General features: G+C 49.2%; 13 protein-coding genes. 11 read left to right on the top strand and 2 right to left on the bottom strand.

The annotated features are described in order from the left end of the window. Window positions 1-17 precede the first annotated feature (17 nt). From FHS77_RS09240 to FHS77_RS09230, 3 genes are all read left to right on the top strand, one after another. On the top strand, window positions 18-896 hold the full coding sequence (locus FHS77_RS09240; RefSeq protein ID WP_184222603.1) for a F0F1 ATP synthase subunit gamma: 879 nt from the start codon (window positions 18-20) through the stop codon (window positions 894-896). 17 nt (window positions 897-913) lie between these two features. After that, entirely contained in the window at window positions 914-2,452 is a 1,539-nt protein-coding gene (atpD, locus tag FHS77_RS09235) for a F0F1 ATP synthase subunit beta (protein WP_184222601.1), read from the top strand. 70 nt (window positions 2,453-2,522) lie between these two features. Then, window positions 2,523-2,930, top strand: a complete 408-nt coding sequence (locus tag FHS77_RS09230; protein WP_184222599.1) for a F0F1 ATP synthase subunit epsilon — start codon at window positions 2,523-2,525, stop codon at window positions 2,928-2,930. A 101-nt stretch (window positions 2,931-3,031) separates the two neighbouring features. Here FHS77_RS09230 and FHS77_RS09225 read toward each other — a convergent pair whose 3' ends face one another. Continuing rightward, window positions 3,032-3,178: a hypothetical protein gene (locus tag FHS77_RS09225; RefSeq protein ID WP_184222597.1), complete on the bottom strand. Its 147-nt coding sequence runs from the start codon at window positions 3,176-3,178 to the stop codon at window positions 3,032-3,034. Between the two features lie 246 nt (window positions 3,179-3,424). Further along, on the bottom strand, window positions 3,425-3,733 hold the full coding sequence (locus FHS77_RS09220; RefSeq protein WP_184222595.1) for a hypothetical protein: 309 nt from the start codon (window positions 3,731-3,733) through the stop codon (window positions 3,425-3,427). A 416-nt stretch (window positions 3,734-4,149) separates the two neighbouring features. Here FHS77_RS09220 and FHS77_RS09215 point away from each other — a divergent pair, with 416 nt between their 5' ends. The 8 genes from FHS77_RS09215 to ispG all read left to right on the top strand — a co-directional run bounded on the left by FHS77_RS09215 (window position 4,150) and on the right by ispG (window position 12,878). Next, window positions 4,150-5,058, top strand: a complete 909-nt coding sequence (locus FHS77_RS09215; protein WP_184222655.1) for a branched-chain amino acid ABC transporter permease — start codon at window positions 4,150-4,152, stop codon at window positions 5,056-5,058. A 2-nt stretch (window positions 5,059-5,060) separates the two neighbouring features. Further along, window positions 5,061-6,437 carry a high-affinity branched-chain amino acid ABC transporter permease LivM gene (gene livM / locus FHS77_RS09210; protein ID WP_184222593.1) on the top strand — a complete coding sequence of 459 codons (1,377 nt, stop codon included), beginning with the start codon at window positions 5,061-5,063 and terminating at the stop codon, window positions 6,435-6,437. Between the two features lie 29 nt (window positions 6,438-6,466). Continuing rightward, window positions 6,467-7,726 (top strand): ATP-binding cassette domain-containing protein, encoded by a 1,260-nt coding sequence (locus FHS77_RS09205; RefSeq protein WP_184222654.1) that lies wholly within the window; start codon window positions 6,467-6,469, stop codon window positions 7,724-7,726. Then, window positions 7,726-8,457: an ABC transporter ATP-binding protein gene (locus FHS77_RS09200; RefSeq protein WP_184222653.1), complete on the top strand. Its 732-nt coding sequence runs from the start codon at window positions 7,726-7,728 to the stop codon at window positions 8,455-8,457. Before FHS77_RS09205 ends, FHS77_RS09200 begins: the two co-directional genes overlap by 1 nt. An 11-nt stretch (window positions 8,458-8,468) precedes the next feature. Beyond that, window positions 8,469-8,813 (top strand): DUF6867 family protein, encoded by a 345-nt coding sequence (locus tag FHS77_RS09195; protein ID WP_184222591.1) that lies wholly within the window; start codon window positions 8,469-8,471, stop codon window positions 8,811-8,813. Window positions 8,814-8,921: 108 nt separating this feature from the next. After that, the gene (locus FHS77_RS09190; protein ID WP_184222589.1) at window positions 8,922-10,049 is read left to right on the top strand and encodes a branched-chain amino acid ABC transporter substrate-binding protein; all 1,128 of its coding nucleotides are present in this window, start codon (window positions 8,922-8,924) and stop codon (window positions 10,047-10,049) included. Window positions 10,050-10,340: 291 nt separating this feature from the next. Beyond that, the gene (locus FHS77_RS09185) at window positions 10,341-11,447 is read left to right on the top strand and encodes an MFS transporter (protein ID WP_184222652.1); all 1,107 of its coding nucleotides are present in this window, start codon (window positions 10,341-10,343) and stop codon (window positions 11,445-11,447) included. A gap of 156 nt (window positions 11,448-11,603) precedes the next feature. After that, window positions 11,604-12,878, top strand: a complete 1,275-nt coding sequence (gene ispG, locus FHS77_RS09180) for a flavodoxin-dependent (E)-4-hydroxy-3-methylbut-2-enyl-diphosphate synthase (protein ID WP_184222587.1) — start codon at window positions 11,604-11,606, stop codon at window positions 12,876-12,878. Window positions 12,879-12,897 lie beyond the last annotated feature (19 nt).

The raw sequence follows: 12,897 nt of genomic DNA, 5'->3' as shown, positions 1-12,897 counted from the left end.
TGTGACGGGATGAACGGATGCCTTCACTAAAGGATCTGAGAAACCGTATCGCCTCGGTCAAGGCGACGCAGAAAATTACCAAAGCGATGCAAATGGTCGCTGCGGCTAAACTGCGCCGTGCCCAGGAAGCAGCGGAAGCAGCCCGCCCTTACTCGCAGCGTATGAGTGCCGTATTGGCAAACATTGCTGAGAATGTAAGCGGTGATGATGCTCCGCAGCTGATGACCGGAACCGGAAAGGACGACGTGCATCTGCTCGTCGTCGCTACGGCGGAACGAGGCCTTTGCGGTGGCTTTAACTCACAGATCGCACGCCATGCGCGCGATCATGCAAGAAAGCTCCTTAGCCAGGGCAAAACGGTCAAGATTTTGACAGTGGGTAAAAAAGGCGCGGATATTCTGCGTCGTGAATTCGCTGCCAACATTATCGACCATGTCAATCTGCGCGAAGTCAAACAGCTTGCTTTCATCCATGCGGATGATATCGGCCACAAGGTCATCAAGCTGTTCGAAGAAGGTGCGTTTGACGTTTGCACACTGTTCTATTCTGAATTCAAGTCGGTCATCGCTCAGGTGCCAACCGCATTGCAGCTCATTCCGGCCTCTGCGCCGCAGGGCAGCGAAGCTACCGGTTCCGATGGCGCGATTTATGAATACGAACCTGATCCTGCGGCTATCCTCAGCACGCTGATCCCGCGTAATATTTCGGTCCAGATTTTCCGCGCATTGCTGGAAAATGTGGCGGGCGAAATGGGCGCGAAGATGAGTGCTATGGATAATGCGACGCGTAACGCCGGTGATATGATCAACAAATTGTCGATCACATATAACCGTCAGCGTCAGGCCCAGATCACTAAGGAACTGATCGAAATCATTTCGGGCGCGGAAGCGCTCTAATCGGAAGGTAAGGATCGATGGCTAAAGCAGCGACCCCGAAAACTACCGCCGCAGCAAAGGCGGCGCCGGAAGATAAGGCGGCCAAGGCTCCGGCTAAGGCTTCTGCCAAGTCTACCGCAACGAAAGCAGCCGCCACGGGTGCAGTCGGACGTATCAAGCAGGTGATTGGTGCGGTTGTTGACGTTCAGTTCGAAGATGGTCAGCTGCCGCTGATCCTCAACGCTCTGGAAACAGATAACCTCGGTGCCCGTCTCGTGCTTGAAGTTGCGCAGCACTTGGGCGAAAATACTGTTCGTACCATTGCTATGGACTCGACAGAAGGTCTCGTCCGCGGACAACAGGTAACCGACACCGGTGCGCCTATTATGGTTCCGGTTGGTGAAGAAACACTCGGCCGTATCATGAACGTGATCGGTGAGCCTGTTGACGAAGCCGGCCCGATTAAAACAGTTGCACGTCGTGCAATTCACCAGGAAGCACCTGCATATATCGAACAGTCGACAGAATCAGAGATTCTCGTCACCGGTATTAAGGTTGTTGACCTGTTGGCGCCATATGCCAAGGGTGGTAAAATTGGTCTCTTCGGTGGTGCCGGCGTTGGTAAAACCGTTCTGATCATGGAATTGATCAACAACGTGGCTAAAGCACACGGTGGTTACTCCGTATTCGCCGGTGTTGGTGAGCGTACCCGTGAAGGTAACGACCTTTACCACGAAATGATCGAATCCGGCGTGAACAAGATGGGCGGCGGCGAAGGTTCCAAAGCTGCACTCGTTTACGGTCAGATGAACGAACCACCGGGTGCTCGTGCACGTGTTGCTCTCTCCGGTTTGACAATTGCGGAAAACTTCCGTGATGAAGGTCAGGACGTTCTGTTCTTCGTGGACAACATCTTCCGCTTCACACAGGCTGGTTCCGAAGTGTCGGCTCTGTTAGGTCGTATTCCATCTGCTGTTGGTTATCAGCCAACACTGGCAACTGACATGGGTCAGATGCAGGAACGTATTACCACAACAACCAAGGGTTCGATTACCTCCGTTCAGGCGATTTACGTCCCTGCGGATGACTTGACCGACCCTGCACCGGCAACATCCTTTGCGCACTTGGATGCAACGACCGTTCTTAACCGTTCGATCGCTGAAAAGGGTATTTACCCGGCTGTGGACCCGCTCGATTCAACTTCCCGTATGCTTGACCCAATGATTGTTGGTGAAGAGCATTATGAAGTTGCTCGTCAGGTTCAGTCCATCCTGCAGCGTTACAAGTCCCTTCAGGACATCATCGCCATTCTTGGTATGGATGAATTGTCTGAAGAAGATAAGCTGACCGTTGCGCGCGCTCGTAAGATTGAACGCTTCCTCAGCCAGCCATTCTTCGTGGCTGAAATCTTCACCGGTTCTCCTGGTAAGCTGGTTGATCTTGCTGACACCATCAAAGGCTTTAAAGGCCTTTGCGCAGGTGATTACGATCACCTTCCAGAACCTGCTTTCTACATGGTCGGCTCTATTGAAGAAGCGATCGAAAAAGCAGAGCGTATGGCAGCAGAAGCAGCCTAATAAGTTGAAGTCCCTGCAGGTATCGACCTGCCGGGACTTCCAGTCTGTTTAGCAATCTGAGTGAGAACCCATGTCTGTAGCTTTCCAATTCGAACTGGTGTCGCCTGAGCGACTTCTGCTTTCGACGCAGGTAACGGAAGTCGTCATTCCGGGCAGCGAAGGCTATTTGACCGCGCTTGCCGGACATTCGCCGTTGATGACAACAATCATGCCGGGCATTGTCAGTGTTAAAACACCTGATGGTAAAGCTGATTCATACGTTGTTTACGGTGGTTTTGCAGATATTTCGGCAAATGGCTGTTCTATCTTGGCAGAATCTGCAACGCATATTGACGAATTGGATCGTTCCGATTTGCAGCGTCGCATTGATGAAGCGCGTCATTCCTTAGACAACAGTGACAATCATGAACACCGCACCAAGCTGGAAGCTTTCTTGCACCAGCTGATGACTTTGCAGGGCGCAATTCTTCCTGCATAAGTTTGGTTTCTTGATCTGAATAGTTTTAAAACGGGCGCAAGCCCGTTTTTTTATTGTCTGTATTTGGAGGTTGGGCGATGGTGAATAGCGCCTTTTAATGATTAGTTTTGTTCAACAGAAACACCGTTTTCGTTGATTTTAAGTTCAACACCGGATGGCTTGGTTTCTTGCTGATAAGTGTAAATACTGAAACCGATAATAATGACGATCAGAGCGCCAAGCAGAAGATAAAGCGTGTTGCGATTCATATTTTTCTCCCGTGTGAATGGGTGTAGTCAGGCGAAAGAAATTTCAATATTTGAGAATTTTACTGATCAGGATACAATCAGTATGGTGGTACCCGTGACATCAAACTCAAACATGTTCATTTATGAAATTATAGAGAGGGTGAGTCATCTGGGGGGCAATGGACGACCCACCCTCTCATGAAACCGGTGATCGCTTGTTCAGTACTCACCGGCATAATTAAACGGGACATTTAAAAATAGCTTACTCTATTTGCGGGCAATCAATCCAACCAGCAGACTGATACCGGCAACAACAGCAAGTGTTGCAATCGGATTTTCGCGAGCAGTTTCTTTGACGATGCGGGCTTGCTGAGAAACTTTATCAGCTGCCTGTGCACCACGCTCACGCACAACATCATAAAATTCCGATGCTGTATCTTCAGCTGTAGCGGCAAGGCTTGAGCCCTTCTTTGTGAGTGATTTGCTCAAAGAAGCAATTTCTTTGCGCATTTCTGTGATCTGTGCTTCTAATGCATCGCGTACTTCTGCTGCGGTTTTATCCGTTGATGATGCCATGTCTAACTCCTTAAAACCTAAATTTACGCATCGCATTAAATCCTCAAAATTCTTTAATGCTGTGAAATCAAAACGTGTCAGTTCAGGAATAGTTCCAAGCAGGCATAGAAAATTTTTCTAAAATGGATTTACAGCGACTCAATTGCTTAATTTTTTTCAAAAACCTGCTCTTTTTGAACAGGCGATATGGCAGCGGGAATACAATTATTACGGGTATTAAAAGCAGGAAAACAGCCTTTAATATCAATTATCTAACCATATTCGTGCAAAAGCGAACAATTCTATTAGCCGAATGTCTGATATGAAAACCGCTTGCATTCCGTAATACAGCGTTTAGTTTTGGTTTTTAGGGATAACAACCAAGCCGTTCAGGGCATAATTATAACGTCCCGCATAAAATAATGGGTGGCTCTTCGATGGAATATTTCTTTCAGCAAGTGATCAATGGGCTTGCGCTCGGTTCGATCTACGGTCTGATCGCCATCGGCTATACGATGGTTTATGGCATCATCGGCATGATCAACTTTGCTCATGGTGATGTCTTCATGCTTGGCGCATTTATGGCGCTGATTGTTTTTTTGATTATCACGACCTTTATCGGTGCTTTGCCTGTCGCATTGGCGCTATTGATCATGATGATTGTAGCAATGTTGCTGACGGGTCTTTGGAGCTGGGCAATTGAGCGGGTAGCATACCGTCCTTTGCGCGGTTCTTTCCGCTTGGCACCACTGATTACAGCCATCGGTATGTCGATTGCTTTGTCAAACTTTGTGCAGGTCACACAAGGGCCGCGCAATAAAGCAATCCCGAATCTGATCAATGATTCATATTCACTGTTTGGCAGTAATGTAACCATTTCATTGAAGCAAATCGTGGTGGTTGTGGTTACAGCAGTCCTGCTGACAGCGTTCTGGTATGTGGTTAACCGTACATCGCTTGGCCGCGCACAACGTGCTTGTGAACAAGATCGCAAAATGGCGGCGTTACTCGGTATTAATGTTGATCGCGTTATTTCGCTAACATTCGTCATGGGTGCGATGCTCGCCGCCGTTGCAGGTACGCTTTATCTGTCATTCTACGGCGTTATTTCCTTCGCAGACGGCTTTACACCAGGCGTCAAAGCGTTCACTGCGGCAGTTCTGGGCGGTATTGGTTCGCTTCCAGGCGCTGTGGTTGGTGGATTGCTGATTGGCCTGATCGAAGCGCTTTGGTCTGCTTATTTCTCGATTGATTATAAAGACGTCGCGGCATTCTCTATTCTTGCCATCGTACTGATCTTTATGCCGTCCGGTATTCTCGGTCGTCCTGAAGTCGAAAAGGTGTAATCATGGCGCTACAATCGTCTTCACGTAACGAATCCGTTTTCGGCAAAGCCCTTCGCGAAGGGATTATGGCTGGTTTGCTGGCTCTGGGGCTTTTTGTTTTGATCGTCGGTTTTAAAACGGATCAGAACATTAATAACCAGCTGATATTAACAACACGCTGGCCGCAGCTTTTCACAATTGTGGCCATTGCCGCGGTGGGGCGCTTTTTGTTCAAGGCCTTTCTCGAGCCTTGGCTTGATAAGCGCAAAATGGCAAAAGCGGCTCAGCCTGTTAAGGCCGAGAGCCAGTCTTTTATCCGTAAACACATTGCGCAGATCGGTATTGCCATTCTGCTGATTTATCCTGTGTTCATCGTCAATGTCTTTGGCATGCAGGGATCATTGAAATGGATCGACAATTTTGGTGTCCAGATCCTCATTTATGTGATGCTGGCATGGGGGCTGAACATTGTTGTCGGCCTCGCAGGTCTGCTTGATCTGGGCTATGTCGCTTTCTATGCAGTGGGTGCTTATTCTTACGCATTGATCTCAAGCTATTGGGGCTTGTCCTTCTGGATTTTGCTGCCGATGGCCGGTATTTTTGCAGCCCTTTGGGGTGTTATTCTAGGTTTTCCGGTGCTGCGTTTGCGCGGTGACTATCTTGCCATCGTGACGCTGGCATTTGGTGAGATTATCCGCCTTGTCCTGATTAACTGGACGGATGTGACCAAAGGAACATTTGGTGTATCGGGTATTGCCAAAGCAACCTTCTTCGGCATTCCGTTTAACGCTACGCCGAATGGTTTTGCGGCAACCTTTGGTTTGTCGTTCTCTGCAGCGCATTACAAAATTTTCCTTTATTACGTAATCCTGTTTTTAGCCCTGCTGACAGCTTGGGTGACAATCAGAATGCGTCGCATGCCGGTTGGCCGTGCATGGGAAGCTTTGCGTGAAGATGAAATTGCTTGCCGCTCACTGGGTATCAATACAACCACAACCAAGCTCACCGCTTTTGCTACCGGTGCAATGTTTGGTGGTTTTGCAGGTTCATTCTTTGCTGCACGTCAGGGCTTTGTCAGTCCGGAATCTTTCATCTTCCTGGAGTCCGCCGTTATTCTGGCGATTGTGGTTCTAGGTGGTATGGGTTCGCTGATGGGGATTGCAGTGGCAGCCATTGTTATGATTGGCGGCACGGAAATCTTGCGTGATATGACTTTCTTGAAAGCTATATTCGGTCCCGATTTCACACCGGAACTCTATCGCATGCTGATCTTCGGTCTGGCGATGGTTGTGATGATGGTTTGGAAACCGCGCGGCTTTGTCGGCAAACGAGAACCAAGTGCATTTCTGCACGGTAAAAAAATGGTGTCAGGTGCCTTTACTAAGGAAGGGCATGGCTAATGGCGGGATTGATGGCGGAAGCAAATATGATGTCTACCAACAAAACCGGAGATGAGATTCTCAAGGTAGAACATTTATCCATGCGCTTTGGCGGGCTGGTTGCAATCAATGACCTGTCTTTTAATGTGAAGCGTGGGGAAATTACTGCAATTATCGGCCCGAACGGGGCCGGTAAAACCACCGTGTTCAACTGTATTACCGGTTTTTACAAACCAACCGGTGGCATGTTGACCATGACGCGCAAATCCGGCGAACAGTTTTTGCTGGAACGTCTGCCTGATTTTAAGATCACGCAGAAGGCGCATGTGGCGCGTACCTTCCAGAATATTCGTTTGTTTACCGGTTTGACTGTTTTGGAAAACCTGCTGGTTGCCCAGCATAATAAGCTGATGCGTTCATCGGGCTACACTATCCTCGGACTTTTGGGGATGCCTGCCTATAAACATGCGGCCAGGGAAGCGATTGAAAAAGCTACCCGCTGGCTTGAGAAAATCGATCTGATTGATCGTGCTGATGATCCGGCCGGTGACCTTCCCTATGGTGATCAGCGTCGTCTGGAAATTGCCCGTGCCATGTGCACAGAGCCAGAAATGCTCTGTCTCGATGAGCCGGCAGCAGGTCTGAACCCGCGTGAATCGGCCGAACTCAACAAGCTGTTGCTGGATATTAAAAACGAAACCGGTACCTCTATCCTGCTCATTGAGCATGATATGTCGGTAGTGATGGAAATATCTGATCACGTTATCGTGCTTGAATATGGCACCAAGATTTCTGATGGCTCGCCGGAATTTGTCCGTGACGATCCAAAGGTAATTGCGGCCTATCTGGGTGTTGATGATGATGAAGTGGCAGAGCTGATTGAAGATGCTCCTGCAAGCAAGGATACGGCAGATTTTGTCACTGTTGCGCTGACCAGAGAAGCCTTGGCTGAACAAGGCAATGAGGCTGCCAAAGTGCAAGTGGCCGCAAGCTTTGTGCCAAAAGGCGCTCTTCAGGCACCGCGAGGTGATGCTCCTGACAATCTGACCCTTATTAAAGGGGTTGGTGCCGTCAATGAAGAGAAACTGCATAAACACGGCATCTTCCATTTTGATCAGATCGCCGCATGGACGCCAGCAGATATTGCTGCATTCGATGAGTTTCTTGCCTTTGGCGGGCGTATAGAGCGCGAAGATTGGGTGGGGCAGGCAAAACGACTGGCTGCCGGACAGAATACGGAGTTTTCTAAACGGGTTGAGGCAGGAGATGTCCCTACTAGTCATAAAACTCAGGCTGAAGGGGATAAATGATGCAGGATAAAAATCCGCTTCTGGTGATTGACAAGGTTGAAACTTATTACGGCAATATTTGTGCCCTCAAGGGCATTGATATGGTGGTGAATGAGGGGGAAATTGTGACCCTTATCGGTGCCAACGGTGCTGGTAAATCAACCTTGATGATGACGATTTTCGGTATGCCGCGTGCGCGTACCGGACGCGTTATTTTTGACGGGCAGGATATCACCAATATGCAGCCTCATCTGATTGCTCATCTTCGTATTGCGCAGTCACCTGAGGGACGCCGTATTTTCCCGCGTATGACCGTGTATGAAAATCTGCAAATGGGAGCCAGCCTCGATAACCAGCAATTCTTCGAGGAAGATGTCGCTTTGATGTTTGAGCTTTTCCCGCGTTTGAAAGAGCGTATGCATCAGCGCGGCGGAACATTATCGGGCGGTGAGCAGCAGATGCTGGCTATTGCCCGCGCGCTTATGGCGCGTCCGCGTTTGCTGTTGCTGGATGAGCCATCATTGGGCTTGGCTCCATTGATCGTAAAGCAGATTTTTGAAGCGATCAAAGAGCTTAACCGTACGCGTGGCCTCACTGTTTTTCTGGTTGAGCAAAATGCGTTTGGTGCTTTGAAACTGGCTGACCGCGGCTATGTGATGGTCAATGGTTCCATCACAATGAGTGGAACAGGTACAGACTTACTGGCAAATCCGGAAGTGCGGGCTGCCTATCTCGAAGGCGGAAGGCATTAAGGAGAAAAATCATGCAGGGAATTCTCTACGAAGAACCATCAATCTGGCTGTTTATCCTGATCACCTGTATGCTTGGTGGCTGGGCAGCATGGATGACGGGGCGTGCCTGTGCACAAACATGGCGCCCTTACGGAATTTTGCTGTGTTATCTGATCCCGCTTGGTTTGGCCGTGCGCTTTATCCATCATGCCTTATTCGAAGGTACTATGCTTTCGTTGCATTATTATCTGGTAGATACGATTGTATTGATCATAATCGGATCTATTGGTTTCAGATATACCAGAGCCAATCAAATGGTTAACCAATATAGCTGGCTCTATGAAAAGGCATCATTTTTGACGTGGAGGGCTAAGTAGTCACAAATCCAGTTAAACCGGCCGTTTAATATAAGCATAATTCAAATAGCATTATTCGGAAATAACGGGCGCTGCCCGTTGGGGATTGAAAATAAAGGGAGTGAAAAATTGAAAAAATCATTATTTACCGGTGTTGCTCTGTCCGCATTATTGGCGATGAGCGGTGGTGCATGGGCTGATATTCTGGTGGGTGTTGGCGCGCCGATGACCGGCCCGAACGCAACTTATGGTGCGCAGATTTTGAAGGGCGCTGAAGCAGCGATTGCTGAAATCAATGCAAAAGGCGGCATGAATGGCGAGCAGATAAAAATCGTTATCGGTGATGACGTTTCCGATCCTAAGCAGGGTATCTCTGTTGCTAACAAATTCGCCGGTGACGGCGTAAAGTTTGTGATCGGACCTTATAACTCAGGTGTCGCAATACCAGCTTCTGACGTTTATGCCGAAAATGGTATTCTTATGATCAGTCCGGGCGCTACCAATCCAGGCTATACCGAAAAAGGTCTGTGGAACGTATTCCGCACCTGCGGCCGCGATGATCAGCAGGGTATCGTTGCCGGTGAATATATTGCGAAACATTTCAAAGATAAGAAAATCGCAGTTGTTCATGACAAAACTCCTTATGGTCAGGGTTTGGCCGATGCTACCAAGAAGAAGTTTAACGAGCTTGGTGTGAAAGAAGTTCTTTATGAAGGCGTTAATGTCGGCGAAAAAGACTTCTCGGCTTTGATCACCAAGGCAAAAGCAGCTGGTGTTGAAGCTATCTATTGGGGTGGCGTACATACAGAAGGCGGATTGATTATTCGTCAGTTGGCTGAAAATAATCTGAAGGTTCCTGTCATTTCCGGTGATGCGATCGTGAATAACGAATTGGCTTCAATTGCCGGTGACGCAGTGATTGGTACCCTCAACACCTTTGGCCCTGATCCTCGTGTGGATCCGGCAAATAAGGAGCTGGTTGAGAAGTTCCGTGCCTCAGGTTTCGAGCCTGAAGCATATACCATCTACTCCTATGCAGCTGCACAGGCGATTGCTGCTGCAGCAGCGGCAGCAGGTAGCAATGATCCGCAGGAAGTGGCCGCAGCACTGAAAGAAAAAGGCCCGTTCCAGACCGCACTGGGCGCGCTTTCCTTTGACGCTAAAGGTGACGCGGAGCTGCCGGGTTACGTGATGTATGAATGGAAGAAAAATGCTGATGGCAATTATGTCTATGAACAGCAGGTTCTTGCCAACTAACATCTGAACAAAATTACAAAAAAGCCCCCGTCGTTGATTTTCAATGGCGGGGGCTTTCGTGATTTTCGGATGTTTGGAATAATTGGTTGGCTGTCGCAATTTTGTGATGAGCTATTGTTTTGACATATCTTCGTGGTTTTGAAACAAGGACGATATTGACTTTTGTCTTTATGTTTTAAAATCAACGACGGCGTGCCTTCTTTGACAAATCTTTCCCCCAAAATAACGCTGCATCAGCGCTTAAAAACAGCTTTTCCGCCATCTCGTTTGGCGGTGGCGCTTTTGTTTTTAATGAATGGCTATATTTTTGGCAGCTGGGCACCAAGAATTCCTGAATTTGCAACGCGCTTAGGTTTTGATAGCGCACAAATGGGATTGATGATCCTGATTTTCGGGATTGGTTCAGTATTATTCATGCCGCTTTCCGGCGCTTTATGTGCGCGTTTCGGCTCGGCAATTATCGTGAAGGTTTCTGCGCTTGCTGTGGTTCCGGTCTTATTTTTAATCAGTCTGGTACAGCATGAAATCGTAGCGGTGATTGTACTTTTTTATTTTGGCGGCTTTATCGCTGCCATGGATGTGGCGATGAATGCCAATGCGGTGGCGATGGAAAAATCGCTACGTTGTGCGGTGATGTCTTCATGCCATGCTTTTTGGAGCCTTGGCGGTTTGCTGGGGGCAGGCAGTGCCGGTTATCTTTTAACCCATATTGGCTCGGTCGGACACGGCGTGATTGTTTCGGTTGTTGCCGGTTTATTGGTGGCTTTTGCATGGAGCCGGATTTTGGAAGACAAAATCAGCGAGGCCAGCGAGCGCCCGAAACTCAGCTTACCGCGGCAACCGCTGCCATGGCTCATTGGCGTTTTGGCTTTATTTTCCATGATACCGGAAGGGGCAATCATGGATTGGAGCAGCTATTATCTGCGACAGGATTACGGCGCTTCGGTTGAAACGGCGAGTTTCACTTTTGCAGCCTTCTCCCTCACTATGGCGATGATGCGTTTTGCCGGTGACAGCGTGCGTGATCGCTTTGGCGCAGTCAACACATTGCGCGCCTGCACACTGGTGGCCATCACCGGCTTGCTGATTGCAGCCTTTGCCCCGACACCTTGGCTCGCTATAGCCGGTTTTGCCGTGTGCGGCATCGGCATTTCCAATATGGCGCCAATCATCTTTTCGATGGCCGGTAATGTGCCGGGTGTTGTTCCAAGTGTCAGCTTGTCGATCACCACCAGTCTTGGCTATTCCGGCACGCTGGTAGCACCCTCACTGATTGGCTGGATTGCCAAGTTTCATGGCTTCGCATTGGTCTTTGCTTGCCTGCCGCTTTTATTGCTCGTGGTGCTGGTGTTTTCAAAGCTTGCGCGCTTTGCCGACCATAATCATGGCGGACATTAAGCAAAGGCAATAAAATTCTGCATGATTGCCCCGACAAGGGGCGACATGCGGCTTGTAAGGGACTATATAAAGCCATAAATTTATGGCACTTGATATTTGTGATTATAAATGCGCAGCCATCGAGCAGTTTAAAAAATCCTGGATGAATTGAATAAAATGGCCTCCGAACAAATCAGCTATTTTTCGCACCCTTTTGCCCGCCGCACTTCTGTTGGCGTGGATGTTGGCGGTGTGATTGTGGGCGGCGGCGCGCCTGTTGTGGTGCAGTCGATGACCAATACGGACACGGCTGATATTGATGGCACTGTGGCGCAGGTTGCAGCCCTTTATCATGCAGGTTCTGAGCTGGTGCGCATTACCGTTGACCGTGATGAGTCCGCTGCGGCTGTGCCTAAAATCCGCGAACGGCTGGAGCGTTTGGGGCTCGACGTGCCGCTGGTGGGAGATTTCCATTATATCGGCCATAAATTGCTGGCTGATCATCCCGCTTGTGCCGAAGCCTTGGCAAAATATCGCATCAATCCGGGCAATGTCGGTTTCAAGGATAAAAAAGACAAGCAGTTTGCTGATATTGTCGAAATGGCAATTCGCTATAATAAGCCGGTGCGTATTGGTGTGAACTGGGGTTCGCTTGATCAGGAATTGCTCACCACTTTGATGGATCGCAATCAGGCGGAAGGTGCACCTTTGACCGCGCAGCAAGTGATGCGGGAAGCCATTGTGCAATCTGCGCTGATTTCTGCTGATCTGGCGGAAGAAATTGGTCTGCCGCGCGATAAGATCATTCTGTCTGCCAAAGTCAGTCAGGTGCAGGATTTGATCGCGGTTTATACCGAGCTGGCGCAGCGCTCCAATCATGCTTTGCATTTGGGGCTTACCGAGGCAGGGATGGGCACCAAAGGCGTGGTGGCATCATCTGCTTCGATGGGTATTTTGTTGCAGCAGGGTATCGGTGACACAATCCGCATTTCGCTGACACCGGAACCAGGCGGCGACCGTACCCGTGAAGTGCAGGTCTCGCAGGAACTGTTGCAGACTATGGGCTTCCGTCAGTTTATTCCGATTGTGGCGGCGTGTCCTGGTTGCGGACGCACCACTTCGACCGTGTTTCAGGAACTGGCGCAGACCATTCAGGATGATATCCGCAAGAATATGCCGGTCTGGCGTGAGAAATATCCAGGTGTCGAGGCGCTTTCTGTCGCGGTGATGGGTTGCATTGTTAATGGGCCGGGCGAATCGAAACATGCCGATATTGGCATTTCATTGCCTGGTACAGGTGAAACGCCATCAGCACCGGTTTTTGTCGATGGTAAAAAGGTAACCACATTGCGTGGACCAGCAATCGCCGAAGATTTCCAGAAAATGGTTGCCGACTATATCGAAAACCGTTTTGGCCTTGGCGCTAAAGAGCCGGTAAAGGCGGAAGCCTGAGACTGAGAATTGCATTATA

The sequence above is a fragment of the Paenochrobactrum gallinarii genome, from assembly GCF_014205685.1.
Lineage (GTDB): Bacteria > Pseudomonadota > Alphaproteobacteria > Rhizobiales > Rhizobiaceae > Paenochrobactrum > Paenochrobactrum gallinarii.
Note: the sequence above shows the minus strand (reverse complement) of the source record. Positions and strands in the feature narration are given on the sequence as shown.